19 protein-coding genes are annotated in these 25700 nt (G+C 32.7%); 8 read left to right on the top strand and 11 right to left on the bottom strand.

Going from position 1 to position 25700, the window contains the following annotated elements:
- Nucleotides 1-49: 49 nt before the first annotated feature.
- The 3 genes from AMD28_RS00920 to AMD28_RS00930 all read left to right on the top strand — a co-directional run bounded on the left by AMD28_RS00920 (nucleotide 50) and on the right by AMD28_RS00930 (nucleotide 8184).
- Entirely contained in the window at nucleotides 50-5896 is a 5847-nt protein-coding gene (locus AMD28_RS00920) for a choice-of-anchor D domain-containing protein (protein ID WP_083478208.1), read from the top strand.
- Between the two features lie 358 nt (nucleotides 5897-6254).
- Nucleotides 6255-7097 carry a T9SS type A sorting domain-containing protein gene (locus tag AMD28_RS00925; protein WP_055442289.1) on the top strand — a complete coding sequence of 281 codons (843 nt, stop codon included), beginning with the start codon at nucleotides 6255-6257 and terminating at the stop codon, nucleotides 7095-7097.
- A gap of 268 nt (nucleotides 7098-7365) precedes the next feature.
- Nucleotides 7366-8184, top strand: a complete 819-nt coding sequence (locus AMD28_RS00930; protein ID WP_055442290.1) for a T9SS type A sorting domain-containing protein — start codon at nucleotides 7366-7368, stop codon at nucleotides 8182-8184.
- 82 nt (nucleotides 8185-8266) lie between these two features.
- On the opposite strand, the gene hisS is transcribed toward AMD28_RS00930, so the two are convergent.
- Complete coding sequence (gene hisS, locus AMD28_RS00935) at nucleotides 8267-9658, bottom strand: histidine--tRNA ligase (protein ID WP_055442501.1); 1392 nt, start codon at nucleotides 9656-9658, stop codon at nucleotides 8267-8269.
- Between the two features lie 241 nt (nucleotides 9659-9899).
- On the opposite strand from hisS, the gene AMD28_RS00940 reads away from it, so the two are divergent.
- The 4 genes from AMD28_RS00940 (at nucleotide 9900) to AMD28_RS00955 (ending at nucleotide 13255) form a co-directional block, all read left to right on the top strand.
- Nucleotides 9900-11141 carry an ABC transporter permease gene (locus AMD28_RS00940; RefSeq protein WP_055442291.1) on the top strand — a complete coding sequence of 414 codons (1242 nt, stop codon included), beginning with the start codon at nucleotides 9900-9902 and terminating at the stop codon, nucleotides 11139-11141.
- 86 nt (nucleotides 11142-11227) lie between these two features.
- Entirely contained in the window at nucleotides 11228-11794 is a 567-nt protein-coding gene (locus AMD28_RS00945) for a DUF998 domain-containing protein (protein ID WP_055442292.1), read from the top strand.
- Nucleotides 11795-11928: 134 nt separating this feature from the next.
- Nucleotides 11929-12762, top strand: a complete 834-nt coding sequence (locus AMD28_RS00950) for an energy transducer TonB (protein WP_152975508.1) — start codon at nucleotides 11929-11931, stop codon at nucleotides 12760-12762.
- Between the two features lie 88 nt (nucleotides 12763-12850).
- The gene (locus AMD28_RS00955) at nucleotides 12851-13255 is read left to right on the top strand and encodes a hypothetical protein (RefSeq protein ID WP_055442294.1); all 405 of its coding nucleotides are present in this window, start codon (nucleotides 12851-12853) and stop codon (nucleotides 13253-13255) included.
- A gap of 203 nt (nucleotides 13256-13458) precedes the next feature.
- On the opposite strand, the gene AMD28_RS00960 is transcribed toward AMD28_RS00955, so the two are convergent.
- The 6 genes from AMD28_RS00960 to rpsF form a co-directional block, all read right to left on the bottom strand.
- On the bottom strand, nucleotides 13459-13926 hold the full coding sequence (locus AMD28_RS00960; RefSeq protein WP_055442295.1) for a DUF6495 family protein: 468 nt from the start codon (nucleotides 13924-13926) through the stop codon (nucleotides 13459-13461).
- 124 nt (nucleotides 13927-14050) lie between these two features.
- Nucleotides 14051-14989 (bottom strand): glycerophosphodiester phosphodiesterase family protein, encoded by a 939-nt coding sequence (locus AMD28_RS00965; RefSeq protein ID WP_162838494.1) that lies wholly within the window; start codon nucleotides 14987-14989, stop codon nucleotides 14051-14053.
- An 84-nt stretch (nucleotides 14990-15073) separates the two neighbouring features.
- The gene (locus AMD28_RS00970; protein ID WP_055442296.1) at nucleotides 15074-18190 is read right to left on the bottom strand and encodes a TonB-dependent receptor; all 3117 of its coding nucleotides are present in this window, start codon (nucleotides 18188-18190) and stop codon (nucleotides 15074-15076) included.
- Nucleotides 18191-18327: 137 nt separating this feature from the next.
- Nucleotides 18328-18771, bottom strand: coding sequence for a 50S ribosomal protein L9 (gene rplI, locus AMD28_RS00975; RefSeq protein WP_055442297.1), 444 nt, complete (start codon nucleotides 18769-18771; stop codon nucleotides 18328-18330).
- Nucleotides 18772-18784: 13 nt separating this feature from the next.
- Nucleotides 18785-19084: a 30S ribosomal protein S18 gene (gene rpsR / locus AMD28_RS00980; protein WP_055442298.1), complete on the bottom strand. Its 300-nt coding sequence runs from the start codon at nucleotides 19082-19084 to the stop codon at nucleotides 18785-18787.
- 2 nt (nucleotides 19085-19086) lie between these two features.
- Nucleotides 19087-19425, bottom strand: a complete 339-nt coding sequence (gene rpsF / locus AMD28_RS00985) for a 30S ribosomal protein S6 (RefSeq protein WP_055442299.1) — start codon at nucleotides 19423-19425, stop codon at nucleotides 19087-19089.
- Nucleotides 19426-19633: 208 nt separating this feature from the next.
- Here rpsF and AMD28_RS00990 point away from each other — a divergent pair, with 208 nt between their 5' ends.
- Nucleotides 19634-20329 (top strand): LytR/AlgR family response regulator transcription factor, encoded by a 696-nt coding sequence (locus AMD28_RS00990; RefSeq protein ID WP_055442300.1) that lies wholly within the window; start codon nucleotides 19634-19636, stop codon nucleotides 20327-20329.
- Nucleotides 20330-20592: 263 nt separating this feature from the next.
- Here the strand turns inward: AMD28_RS00990 and priA are convergent, their stop codons facing one another.
- The 4 genes from priA to AMD28_RS01010 are packed head-to-tail and all read right to left on the bottom strand — an operon-like array spanning nucleotide 20593 to nucleotide 25617.
- Entirely contained in the window at nucleotides 20593-23046 is a 2454-nt protein-coding gene (gene priA / locus AMD28_RS00995; protein ID WP_055442301.1) for a replication restart helicase PriA, read from the bottom strand.
- A gap of 58 nt (nucleotides 23047-23104) precedes the next feature.
- On the bottom strand, nucleotides 23105-23980 hold the full coding sequence (locus tag AMD28_RS01000) for a tetratricopeptide repeat protein (RefSeq protein WP_152975509.1): 876 nt from the start codon (nucleotides 23978-23980) through the stop codon (nucleotides 23105-23107).
- A gap of 23 nt (nucleotides 23981-24003) precedes the next feature.
- Entirely contained in the window at nucleotides 24004-24435 is a 432-nt protein-coding gene (locus tag AMD28_RS01005; RefSeq protein ID WP_055442303.1) for a hypothetical protein, read from the bottom strand.
- A 45-nt stretch (nucleotides 24436-24480) separates the two neighbouring features.
- Nucleotides 24481-25617, bottom strand: coding sequence for a T9SS type A sorting domain-containing protein (locus AMD28_RS01010; protein WP_055442304.1), 1137 nt, complete (start codon nucleotides 25615-25617; stop codon nucleotides 24481-24483).
- Between the last annotated feature and the right edge of the window lie 83 nt (nucleotides 25618-25700).

Below are 25700 nucleotides of genomic sequence, written 5' to 3' on the forward strand. Positions count from 1 at the left end.
GTACTTTTGGCAACATATTAATTAGGCCCAAACTAAAATTAATCTACTTATGAAAACCTATACTAATCAAACGATAAGGTATATTATGTTTATTAGCATTTTGCTTTTAACTAATATTATGTATTCTCAAACTACAATTGCTAGCTATGATTTTGAATCTGGCTTACAAGGATGGACCGACGGTGGTAGCGATGCTGGTAGGCTAAATAATAATAATTTTTCTTGTAATGGCAGCGGATCTTTATACACTAAAGACTATACAACTGCTAGTAATAGAATAACTTCACCTGCACTTGATTTTTCTTCTTATAATTCTATTGAAATCTCTTTTTGTGCTAAAAATTCACGACTAGATAACGGTGAAGGGTTTAATGTTGAGTATTTTAATGGTACCACATGGCAAGCAGTAACTACTTTTCTAAGAGGAACACACTTTACAGGTACAGGAAGTAACAGTAGCTATAATCTATCTTTTACATTAGATTCTGCAACCTATTCATTAGTAACAAATGCAAAGTTTAGATTTTCATCAACAGCTAGTGATGATGATGAATATAATGTTTTTGATAATATAGTTATTACTGGTTCTGGTTGTGGAAGCTCTATAAATACTTTTCCTTATAATGAAGGTTTTGAATCTGGTATAGGTGCTTGGAGTCAAGACACAACAGATGACAATGATTGGACGAGAGAAAATGGAGGAACTCCTTCCAATAACACAGGTCCTAATGGTGCTAATGGAGGTTCCTGGTATCTATTTACAGAAGCCAGTAGCCCAAACTATAATGATACATTTAATTTAATTAGCCCTTGTTTTGATCTAACTTCAGAATCTACTGCTTTGTTTTCCTTTTATTATCACATGTTTGGATCAGGTATGGGAGATCTTTTTGTAGAAGTAAGTACTAATGGCGGTGCTACCTATACTACGCTTTGGTCTCAATTTGGCGATGTGCAATCAAATCAAGGTCAAGCATGGAATTTAGTAGATATCAGTTTAGACGCCTATACAGGACAGGTTATTAAAATTCGTTTTAGAGGTGAAACAGATAATGATTATAGAGGAGATATGTCTATAGATGATATTTCTTTAACCACCGAGGTAGTAAATGCACCAGAAATCAATGTTGTAGGTAATGGCCAAAACATTAATGACGGAGATACAACACCTGCTGCAGCCGACGATACCGATTTTGGAACTGTTGGTATATTATTTGGTTCGCAAACCAATACATTTACCATTCAAAATAGCGGATCTATTGCTCTAAATTTAACGGGGGCATCTCCATATGTTTCTATTTCCGGATTACATCCTGGAGATTTCACACTAAATGCAAATCCTACTACTCCAATTTCTGCTGGAGGAAGCACTACATTTGAAATTACTTTTAACCCTAGTGCAGCTGGACTAAGATCTGCAATAATTACCATAGCAAACGATGATAGCGATGAAGATCCATATACTTTTACAATTCAAGGTAATGGATTCTCAATAACGCCTGAAATAAACCTGCAAGGTAACGCAACTACCATTCTTGATGGAGATACAACTCCTTCTCCGTTGGATGCTACCGATTTTGGAAGTGCTAGTGTTTCTGGAGGAACGCAAGTAAATACGTTCACTATTCAAAATAGCGGATCCCTTACTTTAAATTTAACTGGTGGGGCACCTTACGTTGTTATTAGTGGAACTAATGCAGCAGACTTCACAGTTACAGCAACACCTACAGGTAGCATTGGAGCTGGTGGAAGTACAACCTTTGATATTACTTTCGATCCTAGTGCACTTGGAACTAGAACCGCTACAGTTACTATTGAAAATGATGACAGTGATGAAGATCCATATACTTTTAATATTCAAGGTGCTGGAGCAACTGCTCCTGGTGGAGTAAATTCCGATTTAGCACTGTGGCTTAAAAGCACAGATGGCTTAGGGTATACTGATGGACAACCTGTAGCCCTTTGGGTAGATCAAGGTAATGGTTCAGACGCAGCGGTAAATACTACCGGACAAGAACCAACGTACTACGATAATACTTCAAGAAATATAAACTTTAACCCTGTTGTAGAATTTGATAATACCTTTTCTACATTTTCTTTAGATGATGATTACTCCTTTGATAATACTTCAACGCAGTTTTTAGAAGGTACTTCTGGCATGTATACACAAGAAATCTTCCTTGTAGTCATTCCAGATGATACACCAATAAACAAAGATTTCGGGTTTATGGATGTATTTTGTGGGGATGCAGATTTTTCTACAAATGCAACAGATGCTACAGGTATAGGTTTTGGTGACTTTACCGGTCGTGTTAGTAATGAATCTATCTGTTTTTCACTAGACACGTATACTACTAGTATTGCTGGTGATGGTTATGCTGTAAATGATGGCCCAAACACTTCATATAGCAACGTAGGGATCATTAATGCTAGAAATAACCCCGCAGTAACACAACAAGAATTATACTATAATGCAAATAATATTGAAAGTAATCAAAATGATATTCCTTCCTTTGTAAATGTAAACAATTCCAGATATTGGTTAGGTCGTAGTGAAGGATGGGAAGCAACTACTAATGCAAGAATAGCAGAAGTTATTACATATTCTAATAGAAAAATAGATACAGATTTAACCGTAGAAAGAAACAGAATACAATCGTATCTAGGTATTAAATACGGAATTACTTTAGGTGTTAATGGAACGACACAAGATTATGTAGATAGTAATGGATCTTTAATTTGGGATAATAATACTGGTGTTCCTACCAATGATATGTTTAATTATGATATTGCAGGTATTGGTAGAGATGATGATTCCGACTTAAACCAAAAACAATCCCGAAGTGTAAATAATGCATCTGATGGTTTAGGTAGAACGCAAGGAATTGTTACCATGGGATTAACCGATATTTATGACACTAATAATTTAAACCAGTCTGACAATGCTACAAGCCTAAACGATAAAGAATTTTTAGTTTGGGGAAACAATGGTGTAGATTTAAACTTAGCAGCTTCCACTATTAGCGTGGATATGAGTATTGGTATTGGTACGCTTACAACAAATGTTTCCTTTACTGCTATGCAACGTGTATGGAAAGTAGTTGAAAATGGTGGCGATATACCTTCCGTAAAAATTTCAATTCCGAAAGATGCAATTCGTAATATTACACCTCCTGGAAGTTACTACATGTTTATTTCGGATAGCCCTGTATTCGATCCAACAGCTAAATATAGATTAATGACTGCTAATGGTGCAAACTTAGAGACAGACTATGACTTTGATGGAACAAAGTATATCACTTTTGGATATGCCCCGCAAGTTATAGTAGAACGTTCTATATATTTTGATGGTGCTGTGGATTTTATTGATATGGAAGATAAACTAAATCTAAATCCTTCCGAATTTACTATTTCTGCATGGATTAATAGAGAGTCTGGCTCCAACAATACCTCTATCCTATCTAAAAGAGATTTCCTTTATTCAGAAGGATATGACTTTAAAATTAACGCTTCAGGGAAATTTGAAGTATCTTGGAAAAACGGAGCATCAACAGAAAGTATAAACTCTTCCGTTGTTATTCCCGAGAACGAATGGCATCAAGTTGCTGTTGTGTATAGCTCTGGTACAGCAACGCTATATATTGATGGTATTGAAGATGTTTCCGCTACATTAAGTAACCCTACCGCTACTAATCAATACTTTTATGTTGGTGCTGCAGCAAAAAACACACCTACTGCACATTTTAAAGGAAATATTGATGAAGTACGAATTTGGGATACCGCTTTAACGGAAACACAATTACACTACATCATGAATCAAGAAATAGTTGATAATGGTGCATTTGTAGATGGTAAAGTGATGCCAACAACAGTTACAAAAAATGACATAATAACTATTCCTTGGTCAAAACTAGCAGGTTACTATCCAATGTCTATTTATACGTATACAAATACCGAAGACGAGTCTGGTAATGGTAATCAAGGGTACTTAAGAAACCTAAATACCGTAGATCACCAAACAGCTCCACTTCCATATAGATCGAATGCAAATGGCGATTGGAATACCAATGCTACTTGGTTAAACGGAAACGTACAAACCATACCAGGAACTGCTTCTATTGTAGATAATACAAAAACGGTAGATTGGAATATTGTGGTAACGAATCATAACGTTACTATGGATAATACTAGTTTGCCTAGTGCAAATAATAAAAATAGATCGGTATTAGGTTTATTTGTAGATGCAAACAAACTTACTGTTAACGGAGATAATACTTCTAGTACAGGTAACGGTTTAACCGTTTCGCATTTCTTAAATCTAGATGGAAAAATAGATTTACAAGGAGAATCGCAACTTATCCAAACAGAAGATAGTGATCTAAATGTTACTAGTGCTGGTACTCTTGAAAAAGACCAACAAGGTACCCAAGATTATTACACGTATAACTATTGGTCTTCTCCTGTTGGAGCTAGTAATACAGTATCTAATAATAATAGCTATACCTTAAATGATAACATATTTAAAGATGGTTCTAATCCCCTTGCTCCTGTTAATATGAATTTTGTATCTGGTTATAATGGATCTAATGGTTCGCCAATTTCTATTGCTAATTATTGGATTTGGAAGTTTAGTAACAGAACTTCTCAAGATTATGCTTCTTGGCAACATATTAGAAATACTGGAAGCCTACTTCCTGGAGAAGGATTTACAATGAAAGGTGTTGCAGATACAGGAGACGTAACTCTTCAACAAAACTATACTATAGAAGGGAAACCAAACAATGGAGATATCACCCTTAATATAAATGCTGGAAATGATTATTTAATTGGTAATCCTTACGCTTCTGCTATGGATGCTAACACATTTATATTAGCAAATACAAATACTACCGGTTCTATATACTACTGGGAACATTTTGGGGGTGGTACACACAATACTATAGAGTATCAAGGTGGATATGCTGTTTACAACCTATCTGGTGGTACAGAAGCTATACAATATGATTATACTACTGGTGGTACAGACGCTTCTGGCGGAATTGGAATAAAAAGACCTGGAAGATATATTCCTGTAGCACAAGGATTCTTTGTTATAGGAGCAAACAATGGTACTATAGATTTTAAAAACAACCAAAGAGCTTTCCAAAAAGAAGGTGCCTCTTCTGTGTTTATTAGAGCAAGTCAAGATGCAACTAATAACGCTTCCAATAATCAAGAAGATGATAGATTAAAAATGAGATTAAGCTTTAATACTTCAAATACCTATAAGAGACAACTGTTAGTTACCAGAGATGATCGTGCAACAAATCTAATTGACTTTGGTTTTGATGCCATTAATAAAGATGATCAATCTGCAGATATGTTCTGGATGATAGAAGATGAAAAATTTATAATTCAAGGAACTAATACAGTTAACGAATCTACTATTCTTCCATTAGGAATAAAAACTAACGTAAGCGGAATCAATACGTTTAAAATTGATGCACTTACCAACTTCCCTGAAGGCTTACAAGTATACGTTCATGATAAAACCTTAGATACTTATAATAATTTAAGAAATGGTGATTTTGAAATAGACTTACCAGCTGGTGCATACTTAGATCGTTTTGAAATTACGTTCACAGATCAAGCTTTAAGTATAGAAGAATCAGAAATATATAACCTGGAAGCATACTTTGCTAATGATAGCGATAGTATGATTATTAATAACCCTAAAAACATTCGAATAGATCAAGCTAAAATTATGAACATGCTTGGACAAGAAGTTTACAGTTTTAATGAGGTTACTACCGAAAGCTATATAGCACTTAAAACAAAAAACTTAAGTGTAGGTACATATATCATTAACCTTAAAACTGAGATTGGTGAAATCTCTAAAAAAGTCTTAGTTAAATAAATATAGGCCCCAAATCTACTATTCATTTTAACTAAACTTTGTTAAAACCCAAAACGTCATGTTTTGGGTTTTTTTATGTTTAATAATTAATATTATGAGCTATGTCATAATAAGAATAATAAGAGTAAAACCCCATCCCTTTCTAAACCATTTTACATATACCTATGTATATAAAATTAAAATTCAGGGGGTTTATTGCTAAAAATCATACGGTTAATCCTGAAAAATGACACTTATAATCGGTATATCGAGTTTTTAAGTTAGTTACAGCATATTTTTTTTTAAACCCTTCATTACGTCATAGATTTGTTACAAGACTAATAATCAAGTCCTTTCACGAGTTAAAACAACCTTTTGCATGAAGACCTATTCGAATAAAGTATCTCTACTACTATTTTTACTTCTTCTTTTATCTAATGATGCATTCTGTCAGAATAATTCGGATGGAGACGATAGAATGAAAATCCGATTAGGCTTTACCTCTCCCAATAACTTACACAGACAAATATTAGTAACTGTAGATAGTAATAGCACACCAGGAGTTGATTTTGGTTATGATGCTGAAAATTTTGAAACGAATGCAGATGATATGTATTGGATGATTGAAAATAGACAATTTTTAATTCAAGGTACAAATGTAATTGATGCTACCACTACTCTATCTCTTGGTTTACACACAAGCACTAACGGTAACATCATTATGTCTATTGAGGAATTAAAAAATGTTCCTGAAGATCTAGAAATAAGAATTTTAGATAAGCATACAAATACATACTACAATATTAAAAATACAACCTCTCTAAGCATACACTTAAATGCTGGTGAATATTTAAATCGTTTTGAATTAAAATTTTTAAATGAAGATGCTGTGAACACCACTCCTAGTGACGAAGAAGAAAATGAACAAGTTATAGGAGAAAATATAGAAACAGATTTTGAAAACGAAGTTATTGCAGAAGAAGTAAAAATGGAACTTAATTATATTAATAAAATAAAAAGTATTTCCATTAAAAATATAGGAGAACAAAACATAAAATCTGTTTATGTTTATAGTATCACTGGTAAATTAATAAAGCAGTTTAAAAATATAAAAGCTGTAGACCAAGCATTAATTAAAACATACAACCTTAAAAGTGGTAATTATATTTTAATCCTGACTTCTGATGCTGGAAGTATGACTAAAAAAGTATCTGTACGATAATTCAGCTATTTATTAAACCATATTTAAGAGCGTCCTATTATCCATTCCTTTCTAAACAATTTTGCCAATACTAGTTGTAATAAAAATTAAAATTCAGGCTTCTTATCGCTAAATAGTATGTCGTTAAACTGATATAAATGCACCTTTTTTCAGTATATCGAATTTTTAAGTTAGTTACAGTTTTTTTTTTACCAACACTTTTTTCCGTTATAAATTTGTCCCAAGATTAACACTCAAGTCCCTCCATGAGTCTATAACAACCCTACTTATGGAAACGTATTCGACTAAAACATCACTACTAGCTTTTTTACTTCTTTGCTTATCTTTTAATGCAATATCTCAAAATAATTCTGACGGAGACGATAGAATGAAAATTCGTTTAGGATTTACTTCAGAGAGTATGCACAGACAAATATTAGTAACTGTAGATAGCAATACCACACCAGGAATTGATTTAGGTTACGACTCTGGAAACTATCAAAACCTAGCAGATGATATGTATTGGATGATTGAAGATAGAAAGTTTTTAATTCAAGGTACAAATACAATTGATGAGAATACTACACTTCCTTTAGGAATACACACAAGTACAGATGGTATCAACACAATATCGATTGAAGGATTAACAAATGTTCCTGAAGATTTACAAATTGGTGTCTTAGATACAGAGACAAATACATATTACAATATCAAACAAACTTTAAGCTTTTCTATAAATTTACCAGCTGGGGAATACCTAGACCGTTTTGTGATGTCATTTTCAAACAGCGTTATAGAATCTGCTAATGCTAGTAATATTGAAAATACAGACGATCATGAATTAAGTATCGATGAGGTTACAGATAATTCGGAAATGGAATTAAATTACTATAACAACATCCAAAGTATCTCTATTAAAAACATAGGGAATCAAAATATTAAATCGGTAAAAATCTATACGATTTCTGGTCAACAAATAAACGAGTTTAATAATATAAACGCAGTAGATCAAACCGTAATCCAAACCAACCACTTAAGTGCTGGAAATTATATTTTAATGGTAACTACAGATTTAGGAAGCATTACTAAAAAAGTAGCTATAAGATAATGTAAGTATTTATTAATCCATAAAAAAACCCGAAACAGCAATGTTTCGGGTTTTTTATTTTATCTATTTTTTAATTCTAGAATTAGGAAGCAGCCTTTATGTACGCTATTAAATCTTCTAACGAAACCTTTACCTGATCTCCAGAAACCATATTTTTTAAAGTATAGGTATTTGCATTCATTTCTTCGGTACCCACCAAACACACAAAAGGAATACTACGCTTATTAGCATGATTCATTTGCTTTTTCATGTGTTTTCCGTTGGTGATTTTATCCGGATATAATTCGGCATTAAGCCCTTGATTTCTTAATTCCTTTATTGCTTTTAAGCAGAATAAAGCTTCGTCATCCCCAAAATTGATAAATAGTATATCTACAGATTTACTCACCGTTTCCGGAAACAATCCAAGTTCTTCTAAAACCAGATAAATTCTATCTAATCCGAAGCTAATACCAACACCACTCACATCTTTAAGTCCGAAAATCCCTGTAAGATCATCATAACGTCCTCCGCCACCAATAGAACCCATTTTCACGTTTTCTGGTGCAGATACTTCAAAAATGGCTCCGGTATAATAATTTAAACCACGCGCCAAAGTAACATCTAGTTGTAATTTGGCTGTTGTTAAACCTAAAGCAGTAATTCCTTTATTTATAAACTCTAATTCTTCAATACCTTTCATTCCTTCTTCGGAAGTATTTAGAATTCCTTTTAAACTTTCTATCTGACTTTCAAAATCTCCTGAAAGTGTAAACAAAGGCTGTAATTTATCAATACCGCTTTGCGCAATACCTTTACCTAGCATTTCTTCTTTTACTTTCTCCTCTCCTATTTTATCTAGCTTATCTAAAGCAACCGTAAAATCGATAAGTTTATCACTAGCACCAATAACTTCGGCAATACCAGAAAGTATTTTTCGGTTATTAATTTTAATCGTTACACCTTCTAACTTTAAAGCAGAAAAAACAGCGTCATACAATTGTATAAATTCTATTTCTTGAAATAAAGATTTAGAACCAACCACATCTGCATCACATTGAAAAAATTCTCTAAACCTTCCTTTTTGAGGTCTATCTGCACGCCAAACTGGTTGTATTTGGTAACGCTTAAACGGAAACTCTATCTCGTTTTGGTGCTGCACCACGTATCTTGCAAAAGGTACAGTAAGGTCATAACGAAGGGCTTTTTCAGAAATTTTAGTCGTTATTTTAGTAGAATCTTTACTTGTATAAAGTGCATCATCTACCTTAGATAAATAATCCCCAGAATTCAAAATCTTAAAAATCAGTCGATCGCCTTCTTCGCCATACTTCCCCATTAAAGTATCACTATTTTCAAAACTTGGTGTTTCAATAGGTTGAAATCCGAATCGTTCAAAATTCGTTTTAATTACATTAAAAATATAATTACGTTTTGCTACTTGCTCTGGATTAAAATCTCTGGTGCCTTTTGGAATGCTTGGTTTTTGTGCCATATTTACTTCCCACGAAAGTGGGAATCTCATTTAAAGTATCTATTTCTTTTTCTTAAGAAAAAAAAAAACAACACTTGGTTAATTCAATATTTCTTGACAAAAATATCATAATTTTTAAAGAGCATCATAATTATACCAAACCAATTTTAATATAAAGCAGATTTATTTTGAAGTTTATTTGGTATTTGTAGTAACTTTATCCTGTTTTAGTAGTCTTATTAAAAAACAACCACCACAACCCATGTTTGGATTAGTTAGAGAAAATATACATATTGCTTTCGATTCTATTAAAAGTCAAATACTTCGTACCATTTTAACGGTATTAATTATTGCCATTGGTATTACCGCTTTGGTTGGTATTTTAAGTGCTGTTTCAGCTCTTGAGAATACCATTTCTAGTGATTTTTCTTCGATGGGATCGAACACCTTTAACATACAACGCTATGAATTTACTACGCAACGTAGAGGTCGTGGTGAAGTACAAAAAATCAACCCAATAATTAGCTATAGAAACGTAAAAGCTTTTGAAGAGAATTATGAATTCCCTGGTACTAAAACATCGGTTTCTTTTACAGGTACTCGTGGTGCTGAGGTAAAATTTGAAAACAAAAAAACAGACCCAGAAGTTACCATTATTGGTGCTAATGAAAACTTTATACAAAACTCCGGTTTAAAACTAGATGCAGGAAGAGAACTCAATTTCTTTGATGTGCAAAACAATAGTAACCTTTGTATTATTGGTAGCGATTTAAATAAAGCTTTATTTGAAAATGTAAACCCTATTGGTAAAACCATTAGCGTTAGAGGTGTTAAATTTATTGTTATTGGAACCCTAGAATCTAAAGGTGCAACTTTTGGAAACAATCAAGATTTGCGTGTGATTATACCAATACAAAATGCACGTTCTATTTTTACTTTACCAAATATCAATTATGATATTAGTGTTATGGTAGAAAATAAAGAAATGCTAGAAGGCGCACAAGATCAAGCCATACTTACCTTTAGAAACATTCGTGGCTTAAGTCCGGTGGAAGAAAATAATTTCGGATTAGAACGTAGTGACGATTTAATTAACAGAATTGGATCTATAACCGTCTATTTAGAATATGCCGCTTGGATTATTAGTATCATTACTATTCTAGGATCTTCGATTGCACTTATGAATATTCTTTTTGTTTCGGTAACCGAAAGAACACGAGAAATCGGAGTTCGTAAAGCGCTAGGTGCCAAAAAGAAAACGATTGCTTTTCAATTTTTTATGGAAGCCTTAATTATCGGACAATTAGGAGGTATCTTAGGAATTATCTTTGGTGTTTTAATTGGACTACTAGTTGCAACCCTTGCCGATTTTAATTTTACAACGCCTTGGTTTGCTATGTTTAGTGCTTTTGCCATTTCGTTTTTAGTTGCCGTAATTTCTGGTTTAATGCCAGCACTTAAAGCTGCAAAACTAGATCCTATTGAATCTTTACGTTATGAGTAAGCTATATAAAACAAGGTGTAACGCTATTAGCTAGCCGATTTACCGTACTACTAATTCTTTGCAAACTAAATAGACAATAAAAACAAATGAGATATTTAATAAAGCAAGCGACACTAATTCCGATTCTGTTTTTCGTTCCTGTATTTATTGCAGGTTTTTTAATTGAGGATTATAATTTAATTTCGCAACACGCAAGCGAAATTACAATTACCGATTTTACTACAGCCAAGGCCATAATTAATAGTGGTGCAATTTTAACTGGATTATCTTGTATTTTATTAGCGATTGGAATTGTAATTAACTTTAAGAGATTCTATACCACAAGTATCTTATTGGCAATTTTTGGAATTTCCATGATTTCTAATGGCTTATATCCAATGGGAACCATAATGCATGGATTATATGGTATTGGATTTACGCTTATGATATTGCCTTTTATTGCTTGCTACGAATTGAAAAATGAAAACATAAGCAAACTATTTTTTAAAATAACCATGCTTTCAGGCTTTGTCATTTTTATATATTTCTGGTCTATGCTTGTAGGATTAGACCCAGTTAATTTTAAAGGATTAACCCAAAGGTTAGCTAGCGGATTCATTTTTGGCTGGATAGCCTATTTTGCTTATGAATTAAATAAAATGTTGCAAAACTAGATCCTATGGAGTCTTTACGTATTGAGTAGGTATTAGAGAACAACCATGTATGTTTTCATCGATGTTACCGCTTTTAGTTCTAAAAATAGTATTTTGCATTTATAGAAACTAGTTAGGTGCAATTTGAACAAAAAATGAACATAAAACACACATTTATCCTTTTAGTGTTAACCACCTTTACTTACGGTCAAGAATCCGCTTTATTTGACAGAAGTTTTCACTATAGAACTGATGACAATAAAAGTAAAAACAAGCGAGAGTACATCGTAAAAGACAGTCTAATTGAAATTAAGGACTTTAAAAACAATCGCTTATACAGAACTGCCGAATTTTATGGATTTAAGGACTTAAAAAATCTTGACGAATTCATTTGGTATAATTCAAATAGGCAATATGATAAAAGCCCTGATTTAAAATTAACAAATAGAAAAGGTATCGTTAAATATTTGAATAAAGATGGAAAAACAACTTCTGAACTATTATACATAGAAGACAAAACAAAATTCATTCAGTTATGGAATAAGGATAAATCATATTTAATAAACGGAACAGGTAAATTTGAGCGAAATTATGTCAAAAATAACGAAAAACAAGTTCGGATTTTTAAAGACTCCATAGAAACTGAGGGTTACATTGTTAGGGAATTAAAGAAAGATACCATTTATTACATAACGGACACAAAATCATATCCTAAAACTGGTCTAAAACGTTTCTACAAAGATTTAGCTAGCAGGATAAACTACCCAAAATTTTCAAAATATATTGGAATGGATAAAAAAATAAAGATTGAATTTGTGGTAGATGAAAATGGTAATTTAACAGACTTTGTCCCTATAAACAAAAAGAGTTTAAATTTTGAAAAAAAAGCAATTAAACAGTTAAAAAAAATGCCAAAATGGATTCCTGCAACAATAAATGGAAAAAGAGTAAAAACGAGATTTCGTATTCCGTTAACTTTTAAACATTAAAAACTATAACTAAACCTTCACGTATAAGATCTCATTTCCATGGATTTTATCTGTTGTTGGTATTAATATCAGAAAAGAATTTAAACAAATGAAAAATACAACTGTACTGTTTTTAATTACATTACTAATTACTACATCTCAATTGCAAGCTCAAAACTTAGGGTTACCTAAAAATCCTAAAGTTGGAAAATGTTATGCAAACTCTTTTGACTATAATGTAAAGTTTGAATGGAAAGAAGTTGATTGTTCTAAGGTTCAAGGAAAAAAAACATCTAGAACGAAGGAGCAACTGATAAAAAAGGAACAAAGGAAGCTGAAAATGATTGCTTATCAAAAGAAATTAATCCGTCTTGATTATGATGTTGAAATTAATGGCTTACTTGATAGAAAAACGATAGAAGCTCATAATAAACTTATTAAAATAAAGAAGAAAGAAGAGAAACGAAAACGAAGAGCAGAAAAGAAAAAAAACAAAATCGGAATAAAACTGTAGCCAACTACACATAAAAGAAACTGCTACATTAGTACTTAAACAAAGGTTGTTGCATTTTTACCTACTTCTGATTTTCCTTCGGAAATTCCTCGCTGAGAAAAACGCAACTCTTTTTATAAAAAACCGTTGGGAGTAAAAAACGGAAGTATTTTACTCCCAACAATACATTTAATTAAGAATCAAACAACTATTAGCCACCAATCCTAATTAATCAACTTATTTAAATAGGTATATAACTCTCCTTTGGTGATTACGCCACCTTGTTGAATAAGTGTAAACTTGTCTTTATTCTTATCTTCGGAATATTCTTTTTTAGCTTGTAAAAACTCTACGTTTTCATCCATCAAATTTTCTCGTAACCAGTCAAAACCATCTTTAGTAGTAATATCTATTCCGTTTTTAATTTGTACTGCAATAACATGCATCTTATCGTCACCTAAAGAAAACAAATGCATTTGCTCTGGCGAAATATGCTCAATAAATTGTGCATTGTTTAAAACACCTTCCCAAACCAAATCACTAAACACATCTAATTCTTGCTCTGCAACTTCTGGCTTGCTGGTTTTAATTTCATCCCATTCTGCAGCAGTTATGGTTTGTGTTGCTAAAAAATTAATAAATTCTGGGTGCAATTCTTCAAATTGCTCTTTCGTAAGTCTAGAATACTTCATCAAAAAAATTATTTTTTGCTTCCGTGAAAACGGAAGTCTAATTATCATTCCCTTAAAAAGAGAATATTTATTATTATTTAAAATACCTACAAGGTTTTAAAAACCTAGCAGGATAACTATATTATTATTTATTTACTCCTAATGCTTTGGCTGCAGCAAAGGGTCTATCGGTTGCAAAAACATCTACGCCCATTTCTTGCCATACTTTATACGGTGCATCTTTTTTGGATGCTGCTTGCTTATCTAAGTTTCCTAAAGTACCCAAAATGGTTTTTATGCCATAGGATTGTACTTTTTTATAAAATGCCTCTGAGGATAAACGTGTTCCTGTAAATGCTAACATGTTTTCGGTTGGAATACTAGAATGCAATAACCAATCTAATTCTTTTTCATTTCTAGCGGAAACAGATAATAACAAATCAGGAGCAGCTTTGTAAGCCTTTTCTGCTTGTTCCATATCATAAGTGATAATAAGACAAACATCTTCTGCCTTTTCATCTCTAATAGCGTCTATAACCGTTTCTACGGAAACACTACGTTTGATATCTACCGTTAATACTACATTATTCTTTTTTGCCCATTGTAAAACGTCTTTAAATAATGGGATTTTAAAAGTCGTTACATTTCCAAAATCGTCTTCTAAATAAAAAGCTTCTAATTCGGAATAGCTATAGTCGGTTAACTTTCCGGTTCCTGTCGAAGTTCTATCTAGCGTATTATCATGTAATAATACCAATTGGTTGTCTTTGGTTTTTGCAACATCTATTTCAAAAATAGCAGTGGGAATACTTTGGTACACATGTGCTATGGTTTCTATAGCGTTTTCAGGATAGAATGCAATACTTTTTCCACCGCGATGCACACTAATTATTGGATCTGCATTGGGTTGGTATTTAAAAGCTTCTATTAATGTGGATTTATTAGTCGTTTCCTTTTCTGCTTCCGTTGGACTAGAAACATTAGTATTTTGGTTCTTGCAAGACACAAGAGCTATAAAAAGGAATGCGAAACATAAATGCTTTATAGATTGATTTCCGCGAAAGCGTTTATAAATAAATGTCATTAAAAATATTTTTAAATAATTGCGTTAAAAAAAATGCGCCCCTTAAAAGGAGCGCAAATTTAAAAAATATATGTGACGTACGGACTAGAAAATGTATCTAACTCCGAATTGTGCTTGCCATCTAGATAATAAACTACTGTCATAAGAAAAAGTTTCTTGCACGCCAGTAAAAGTATAAGTTGGTACACCTGAAGCGTCAACATCTACACCTATTGGTTGCACAGATGTTGGTTGTTGTACAAGTCCCCAATCACTACTAATTAAGTTTCCTACGTTTAATACATCGACACTTAATTGTATGCTATTGGTTTTGTCTCCAGCTACTTTAAATTTATAATCTTGTAATATTTTAAGATCCCAACGTCCTCTCCAAGGAGCTAAAGCGCCGTAACGCTCTACGTAATCTCCACGACGATCACTTAAATAATCATCTTGCTGAATGAAAGCTTCATAAGCTTCTGCTTGTCCGGCACCTGAAAATTGCATTTGTTGTAATTCGGAACTTGTTGGTACATATAGTAAATCATTTAGATTCGATCCGTCTCCGTTTAAATCACCACCATAGGTGTAGTTAAATCGTCCGCCTTGCGCATACTCAAAGAATGTAGAAATTGTAGTGGACCATTTATCTTTTCCGTAGGTGAACTTTTTACTAGCAACACCAATAAAACGATGTGTATCTCCATATTTAGAATAGGATAATACGTCATCATTAGCATTACCAACTACAGGATTAAAAGCAAAAGCATCCCCAGTAATTTCTGCTTCAATAGAGTTTACATCTTTCGCATTTAAATAGTTATACGCTACACTAGTGTATAAACCATTATCGAATGTTTTTTGTCCTTTGGCTGTAAAATTCCAGATACGTCCTTTGTCTGAATTTGTAAACACGTACGCATTATTAATAACATCACTAGAAGTATAGATAGGTCTGGTATCTCCTGGTGCATTTAAATTTCCGGAAGGATCACGAAGTCCCCAGTTTTGCACGTGTGCTCCATGAATATCTTTGGTAAAAGAAATATCTCCTGTTGCTACAATACCATTTTCGAATCTGTAATCGGTTCCAATATTTGTTCTCCATACTTGTGGGAATTTAAATTCTGGATCTACTACTTGATAAAAGAATACTTCTGGATTTGCAATTTGGTTCCCTAACCAAACAAATGGTAATCTACCTGTAAATACTCCTGTACCACCACGTACTTGAAAACTATTATCGCCTTTAACATCATAATTAAATCCTACTCTTGGAGAGATTAATACTTTATTGGTTGGCATTTTAGTGTTATCTAAAAATACGGTTTCTCCAGTATTCGGATTTAAATATGGAATGTCTGGTGCATAACAACACGCTCTATCAATTACTTCTTGTGCTTTGGTTGCAGAGTCGAAGAATAATGGTTTATCAAATCGTACCCCATAGGTTAGTTTAAAGTTATCGGTTACGTTCCATTCGTCTTGTAGATAAAATGCTGCTTGACCAACATTCGTTTCGGCTAAAGCCCATCCACCAGCAACACCGTCACCGTTGGATTCTAAACCGTTATGTGCATTGTTTGCTTGGTTGAATAACGCTTGTAATTGCCCGGAATCTGCAAAGTTTTGAAAGTCATCCATGGTTGTCGTTGGAAAGAAAACCCCTTGTGCGCCATAAGCACCTAAGTTAAAGGAATTATCAAACTCAAATTTTTCAAAAGAAAAACCAACCGTATACGTATGATCTCCTCTTACAATATTTAAATTATTAGAAAACTGTAATACTTTTTGGTCTAGTTTATTGTGGATAGAAAAAGGTTCATGTCCAGCAATAATGTAATTAGAACCATCTTTAGTAATCGTTACCGTTGGTGCTGGTGTGGAAAGCGGATTTCTAAAATCATCAAAATGCGTATAACCAAATTGTAATTTATTAGTCATATCGTTTGGTAACGTAGAGTTTAATTCTACCTGTACCGATTTAATATTATTATTAATTTCATATCCTGCATTTTCAAATTGTAATGTATTTGTACTCGGACCTCTAAAGCCTAATGCAGATGGATGTGCAGGTTTTTCTTTAGATGCGTTTAAGAAATTATAAATAACTGCTAAACGGTTATTATCATTAATATTCCAATCGAATTTTACAATACCTTTTGTAGAGTTCGAATTGTAATTAAAACCTTGATATTTCCCTGGATTATATCCGATATCTAATAAGGCATTTTGAACGATTAATAAATCCGACTCTAAAACACGTGTTTCATTAATAGCGCCACTTCCTGTATTAGGCGCATAACCAGCAGTACCTAAATCGGAACGTTCATCTTTTTCAAAATTAGCGAAGAAGAATAATTTGTTTTTAACAATTGGTCCACCAATACTTATACCGTATTGTTGTTGTTCTAAATCTGCTTGAATAACATCTTCTCCTTTAATTTTCCCACCAGTCATGTCTTCATTTCTAGTAAAACCGTAAACCGTTCCATGAAACTCATTCGTTCCACTTTTAGTTACTGCATTCACTGCAGCACCGGTAAATCCGGATAAAGTAACGTCATAAGGTGCTAATGACACCTGAATTTGATCGATAGCATCTAAAGATATTGGTTGCGAATCTGTTTGTCCGCCAGGCGTTGCAGCATCTAATCCGAATGGATTATTAAAAACGGCTCCATCTAAAGTGAAATTATTGAATTGGTCATTTCTACCACCAAAAGAATTACCAGAAGCAGAAGGCTCTAATCTTGTGAAATCGGCTGCAGATCTTGAAATGGTTGGTAGCGAAGTTAATTCACGTCTTCCAACACTAGTTTCTGCGCCCGTTCTATCACTACTAAAAGTTCCTGACGTGGATGTAGTAATAACAACCTCATCTAAAGATTCGGTATCTGTAGCCATTACGGCATCAATATTCGTTGTTTTACCTAAGGTTAAGTAAACATCATTAAATACTTGATCTTTAAAACCTACATAGGTTATGGTTACTTGATACGGTCCACCTACTCGAAGGTTTAGTAAATTATAACGACCATCTAAATTTGTTATCGCTCCGTACTTTGTACCAGTTGGTTGATGTACAGCAATAACATTTGCGCCAAATAATGTTTGGCCTGTATCTTCTAAAAGAAGACCTTTAATGTTAGATGTAGTAACTTGAGCAAAACTCCATACTGTAAATAACAATAAAGTAATTGTTAAACTTAGTTTTTTCATTGTGATATTGGTTTTGATTAATTAATATGCTTATATAATATCAACTAAAAATACCACAAAAAAAAACCACTCTAGATAGAGTGGTTTTATAATTAGTTATAATTTATTAACGTTTTGTTAACAAGATTTATAATTTTTTAAGCTTGAGCAATTACTTCAAAAGATAAATCAATACTTACCTCTCTGTGTAAACGTATAGTAGCATCATACTTACCTAAACGTTTTACTGTAGTAACAGTAATGAATTTTTTATCAATTGCTTGACCTTCTTTAGCTAAAGCTTCTGCTACGTTAATGTTGTTAATAGATCCAAATAATTTGTCTCCAGCACCAACTTTAGCAGCTATTTTAATTTCTAATGCTTTAAGTGCATCTGCAACTTTGTTAGCATCATCAATAACTTTCTTTTCTTTAAATGCTCTTTGCTTTACGTTTTCTGCTAATACTTTCTTTGCAGAAGAAGTAGCTATAACAGCATTTCCTGTAGGGATTAAAAAGTTTCTACCATAACCGTTCTTAACTGTTACAATATCGTCTTTAAATCCTAAATTCTCAACGTCTTGTTTTAATATAAGTTCCATTGTTATGAGTATTTTATTTTAATAAATCTGCCACATAAGGCATTAATGCTAAGTGACGTGCTCTTTTTACTGCAACAGACACTTTTCTTTGGTATTTTAATGAAGTTCCTGTTAAACGTCTTGGTAAAATTTTACCTTGCTCGTTTACAAAACCTAATAACCAGTCTGGATTTTTGTAATCAACATATTTGATTCCAGATTTTTGAAAACGACAGTACTTTTTATTCTTGTTCGTTTCTATATTAAGAGGAGTTAAATATCTAATTTCTCCGTCTTTTTTTCCTTTAGATTGTTGTTCTATAGTACTTGCCATAATTATGCTTTTTGTTTTAGTTTAACTCTTCTTCTTTCTGCCCACGAAATCGCGTGCTTGTCTAAAGATACAGTTAAGTAACGCATAAAACGCTCATCACGTCTAAACTCTACTTCTAAAGGGTTAATAACGTCACCATCTACAGTGTACTCGAATAAGTGGTAAAATCCACTTTTTTTGTTTTGAATTGGGTAAGCTAATTTCTTTAAGCCCCAATCTTCTTTGGATACCATCTTTGCTCCTTTAGAAACAAGAAAATCTTCGTATTTCTTTACTGTCTCCTTTATCTGTGTATCAGATAAAACGGGATTTAAGATGAAAACAGTTTCATAATGATTCATAAAAATCTAATTTATTTGTTAAAATTGGGTGCAAAAGTAAGCCTTTTATTTAAATAGAACAACAAATTTTTAAACAAATTACAAGTAATTTTAAAACATTTTAATTTGTTAATATTTTGTTAAAACAATCATTTAGTCGGTGTTTTTTGGTTTTTATCCGAATAATTCGTACTATTGTCGATATCTTAACCGAATAAATATAAATGTTATGACTTTAAACTGTGTAGTAGTTGATGATTCAGCAATACAACGTCTGTCTATTGTAAAGTTAATAGAAAATCACTCTTCTCTTAATTTAATAGCAGAATATAGCAGTGCTCTTGAAACTAAAAATGGATTAAATACACACAAAGTAGATTTAATTTTCTTAGATATAGAAATGCCTGTATTAAATGGATTTGAATTATTGGATGTATTAAATAATAAACCACAGATTATTTTTGTGACTGGTAAAACAGAGTATGCTTTTAAAGCATTTAATTATGATGCAACAGATTATTTGCAAAAACCAATCACAAAAGAAAGATTTAGTACCGCTGTAGATAAAGCCCTAGAGCAACATAAATTAAAATTAGACTTTAACGAAGCAGAAGGAGAACACATTTTTGTGAAAAGTAACCTTAAAAAACGTAAAGTATATATTAAAGACATTAAATGGATTGAAGCTCTTGGTGACTACGTAAAATTAGTAACTGAAGAAACTAGTCTGGTTGTACTTTCTACTATGAAAGCTTTTGAACATGAATTACCAGAAGGTAAGTTTTTAAGAATTCATAAATCATATATCGTAAACCTAGATAAGGTAGATAGATTTAATAGTAAAAATGTAGAAGTTGGCGCTTATGAAATTCCATTAAGTAGAAACAAGAAAACCCAACTTGTAGAAGCTTTAAATAATAATTAGCCCCAAAATCGATTAATAGCAACTAACTAGTCCAACTTTTGTTGGACTTTTTTTTGTTTGTAATTCTTGTGTTTTTTTCACCTCTAATTAAACAGTGTCTATTACAGTGGTTTTATCTAAAAATAAAATCGAGAATTTATTTCAGGAAAGAAACTTCTTATACTTCTGCATACTAAAAATGTTCTCGATACTAATTTCATGCTTCAAAAAGCATAAAATTCACTCGAACTGACAAATCGTAATCCTTAGAAAAATGGTTTATTTTAGTAATTATCAACATTTAAGATAACACGAACCGATCTAAAATCTTTTACCGCATTAAAACTAGTATCGATTCTTAATATAGCTTCTTTGGTTTTTGCTAAAGATTGCTTGCTTGGTATCTTAACCAAAATGTTTTTATGAAATTGATTTCGTATTCTAGAAACCGGAGGAAATTCTGGTCCGAGAACAAAATCTCCAAATACTTGTCGTAAAGATTTGGCATACCAATCTGCAGCCATATTTACGCGATTATAATCTTTATGCTTTAAGACGATCTTTATTTGTCTGTAAATTGGCGGATATTTAAAATTATACCTTTCATCCATTTGCTCTTTGTACATACCTGCATAATCATTGGTCGATACTTGTTGCAAAATCTTATGATACGGATTATACGTTTGTATTAATACCTTTCCTCTTTTTTCGGTACGCCCTGCTCTACCAGAAACCTGAAGCATCAATTGAAAACTACGTTCATGCGCTCTAAAATCTGGAAAATTCAGCATATTATCTGCATTCATAATCCCAACAAGTCGCACGTTTCTAAAATCCAATCCTTTGGTTAGCATTTGTGTACCAACTAAAATATCGACTTCCTGTTGTTCAAAAGAAGTAATAATTTTTTCGTAACCATATTTACCACGCGTAGTATCTAAGTCCATTCTACCCACTTTATAATCTGGAAACAACTCCTTCACCTCTACCTCTATCTGTTCGGTACCAAAACCTTTACTATCTAAAGACGGACTACCACAAGCCATACATTTTTGTAGCATCGCAGCATTATAACCACAATAATGACAACGTAACTGATTTCTATATTGATGATAGGTTAAACTCACATCACAATTAGGACATTGTGGCGCATTACCACAAGTATTACATTCTACAATTGGCGAATAGCCTCTTCGGTTTTGAAACAGTATAATTTGTTGTCCGTCATTTAATGTTTCGGTCATTTCTTCAATTAACCGATCACTAAAATGACCTTTCATTTTTTTACGCTTATACTTGTCTTTAATATCTACCAATTCAATTTCTGGCATCAAGACATTGTTATATCGCGTAGTTAATTCTACAAAACCATACTTATTTTGTTGGGCATTAAAAGAACTTTCTAAACTTGGTGTTGCAGAACCTAATAAGGTTTTTGCTTTAAAAATATTTGCTAAAACAACCGCTGCATCTCTTGCGTGATATCGTGGCGCAGGATCAAACTGTTTAAAAGATTGCTCGTGCTCTTCGTCTACTATAATTAGCCCAAGATTGCTGAATGGTAAAAATATAGAAGAACGTGCTCCTAATATGATTCGCGCTTTCGCGGAATTGTTCAGTAAATTTTGATAAACTTCTACGCGTTCATGAATCGAATATTTAGAATGAAACACAGCTACTTGTTCGCCAAAGTAATTCTGAAGCCTAGAAACTAATTGCGTAGTTAGTGCAATCTCCGGAAGCAAATACAATACCTGCTCTCCTTTAGCTAAAGCTTCTTCAATGAGCTTGACATATATTTCTGTTTTACCAGAAGAAGTTACTCCATGTAATAAGGTAACACTATGCTTTTCAAAAGCCGTTTTCACTTCTTCTAAAGCTACAATTTGATGTTCATTTAGTTCTTTGGAAGCTTCATTTTCATCTCCAGAATAATTAATTCTATCGGTTTGAATGTGATATTCTTCTAGAATACCTTTATCTACTAATGTTTTTATAATTGCCGAAGAAGCACCACTTGCTTCGGTTAATTCGGCAACCTTTATCGGTTTCTTTGTTTTTGACGATAACATAAACAAAGTCATGATCACTTGTTTTTGCTTTGGCGCTCTATTTAATTCTTCCAATATATCTTGAAGCGCAGCTTCCGAAGTATATGCAGTATGTAACTTTACATATCGTACATATTTTGGTTTGTATTTTTCGTAAATCTCTTCTTGTAAATGAATCGCTTCTTTCTCTAAAAGCCTTTTAATTACTGGAAGTACATTCTTTTTATCTAAAATAGATATTAGGTCTTGTATCTTTAAGGACGACTGATGCTGTAATGCTTCGTAAACCAAGAATTCATCATCTTTTAAGTCTTCGTCTGCAATAATCTTATCGTTATTCTTACTAATAATCGTTTCACTTTCTAATAGAAATGCACTTGGTAACGCTGCTCGCATGACATCTCCTAAAGTACACATGTAGTATTTAGAAATCCATTGCCAAAAAGTAAGTTGCTGCAGCGTAATTACAGGTGTTTCGTCTAGAATTTGATGAATCTCTTTAGCTTCATACACCAACGGTTTGTTGTTATGAATACTATGCACAAGCGCGGTATACATTTTTGTTTTACCAAAAGGAACAGCCACACGCATTCCTACTTGTAGAAAAGATGCTTCTGCCTCTGTAATACTATAGGTAAATAGTTTTTCTAGAGGAACGGGAAGAATGACGTCTATGAAATGATTCATAAACCAAAGGTAATATGTTTCTATAAAAAAACCGCCTTTAAAAAAGATGCTTTTTTAATCAATTACCTAATTTAAATAATTTTTTTAAGGAAGCCGAATCCCTTTTTTGTTTTGTTTGGGGTTTCTCGTTCTTTATGGCAGGTTTTCGTTCTGCGCGTTTACTTCTTGAATTTTTCGAGGTGGATCTTCTTCTTTCCGATGCGTTAGATTTTGAAGAAACAACATCTGTAGCTGCTTTTGGTATGCTAGACATGCTTCCTCCTGCTTTTTTATCTACAAGCGCTCTTAAGGTTGCTACTTGCGAATCATAATCTCCCATATATATTTTATCATAAAGTGCAATCGCTTTGGTATATTGTTTTTGCTCTTCATAAACACCAGCTAATAATAGCAATTCATGTCTTGTAGATTGTATATTAGAAGCATTAGGATTGACATCAAAACTTTTATGAATATCGGCTTCAGCTTCTTTTAAATTCCCCAAATCAAAGTGTAATTGCGCACGATGAAAATAGGCATACGCATTTGGAGACATTGCTACCATTTGGTTTTTAGATTCTAAATCGCTTTCTTTTGCTCGTTCTCTTGCTATTAATATTTCACTAGTTCGGGTTCTATTCAAATACTCAAAATAGATATCACAACTGTAGATTAATTCATATTGAAACGCAAGCACCAAGTCTTTTCTGGCTACTTGTCCTAAATAATATTTTTTATTCAGATCCTCCTCTACAATTGCAGCATCTATCTGGTTTGCATATTTAGGTAGGATTTCGGTATAACACTTTTTATATGCATTTGGCGTCAGGTTTCGTTTTAAACTTTCTTCTTCTATACAGGAACAAATATCTGTTCTAAAGGCACTTTTATAGTTTTGGCTATTCGCAAAGTGTACACTTAACAAGAAGAATAAAAAGAGATGTATCTGTTTCATGGTACGGTTGTATTTAGAATTATTTATTCTTCCTCTTCTGTACCTACAAAATAGGTTTTGACCATTAAAACGCAGTATCGTAATACTTTTTTAGACTTGTTTAAGTTTGCTGTTGCTTTTCCTTTTTTCATCAGGTTCGCGTTTCCGTTAGCCATATCATCAAAAACTTCAGGAAAAATATCCCAAAGACTATCGATATCTTTTTCTGCATGCTCCATTAATTCGTCTTCAATCTCTGTTGGAATCTCTACTCCTGCCTGCGTTAAACTGTCATAAACAAATACTTTGTGATATAGATTAAACGTCTTATCTACAAAATGATCTACACTAGAAATCTTAGATTCTCTTTTTGGTGGTTTGATACGTTTTTCTTGCGAAAATCCATAGCCCGGAATTAGAAAAACAGCGAGTACGATTATTAGAAGGATATGTTTTGTCTTTGGTATATTTTTCATAATATCTAATTTTATTGGAAGCTATTTTTTGACGAATTAGCGGATTTATTTCTTAATAATTTTTTTAGTAATCACCTGATTACCATTAGAGAGTTTTAAAATATACACTCCAGAATTTAATTGCGATATATCTATGGTTTGTAATGTATTTGTAAGTTTTTCTTGCTGTACAATTCTTCCGTTTAAATCCATAATTATAGCTTCACTATGTTGCGTGTTACTTTTAATATGTAGAACATTTTGAGCAGGAATTGGATATACCGAAAAATCTTCAGCTAACACATTTTCAATACCCAACGTATAGCATATTGGATAAACTCTTCGATCTCTTGTACTATTAACCCAAGTCCCCAATAAATAATTTTCTCTAAGAAGTTCGGTATAATATCCTTGTGCATTATTGGTGTAGGTTTCTCTTCTGTCTAGGTCATAAACCATGGTACTTGTATTCCACTCCGAAACCAGAGCTTCTATTAAAAAATCATTGTTATCAAACGTGTATGCTTCTTGATTATCATTAACCCAAGTATTGTTTTCCCAATCTTCAAAAGTTTTTGTGTTTAATAAATTATTCGCATCATACACAAAGGTCGATCTGCCATCATTAACCCAAACGTCGTTTACAGCATCCCACAAACTAGCTAGAACAATTTCTAAAAGCGGAATTGCATTATAGGTAAATTCTTGTTTGCTAACACGAATCCAAGTCGCTGTATTTAAATCTCTATTTTCTATTAGGCTTTCCTGCGGCAGATTATTACCATCATAACTATTAACAATTCTATAATCCAATTGCCAATTATTGTCTATCCAGAGATAATGAATAATCTCTGTTAGGTTATTTCCATCATAAGCTTGTGTAGATCGTCTATCGTTTTCCCAGACTGCATTATCACTGTTCCATAATTCATTTATAGATTCACTAACTTGATTGTTTCCGTTATAACTTATGGTTAATCTAGAACTATTAACAAACGTACTACTGCTAAAATCTAAAACTTGTGAGATAGCTAGATCTGGAAGGCAATCTACATTAAACATATAATTTACGGTAGAAAAATGCATCCATTGGTTAGAAAACCACAAATCATTCTCCCAAGTTTCTGGAACGGGAGGAGCTGCAATTTGCGCAAGAGTTACATGCGCATAAAAAAACAAAGCGAAAAGTAGTTTTAGTTTCATAGTAGCCAGTTTATGGATTAATAGCTCTATGAAGTAACAGGAATTTGACTAAAATGACTACCTATAATTTATAACTGCTCGTT

The organism is Lacinutrix himadriensis (assembly GCF_001418105.1).
Taxonomy (GTDB): Bacteria; Bacteroidota; Bacteroidia; order Flavobacteriales; family Flavobacteriaceae; genus Oceanihabitans; species Oceanihabitans himadriense.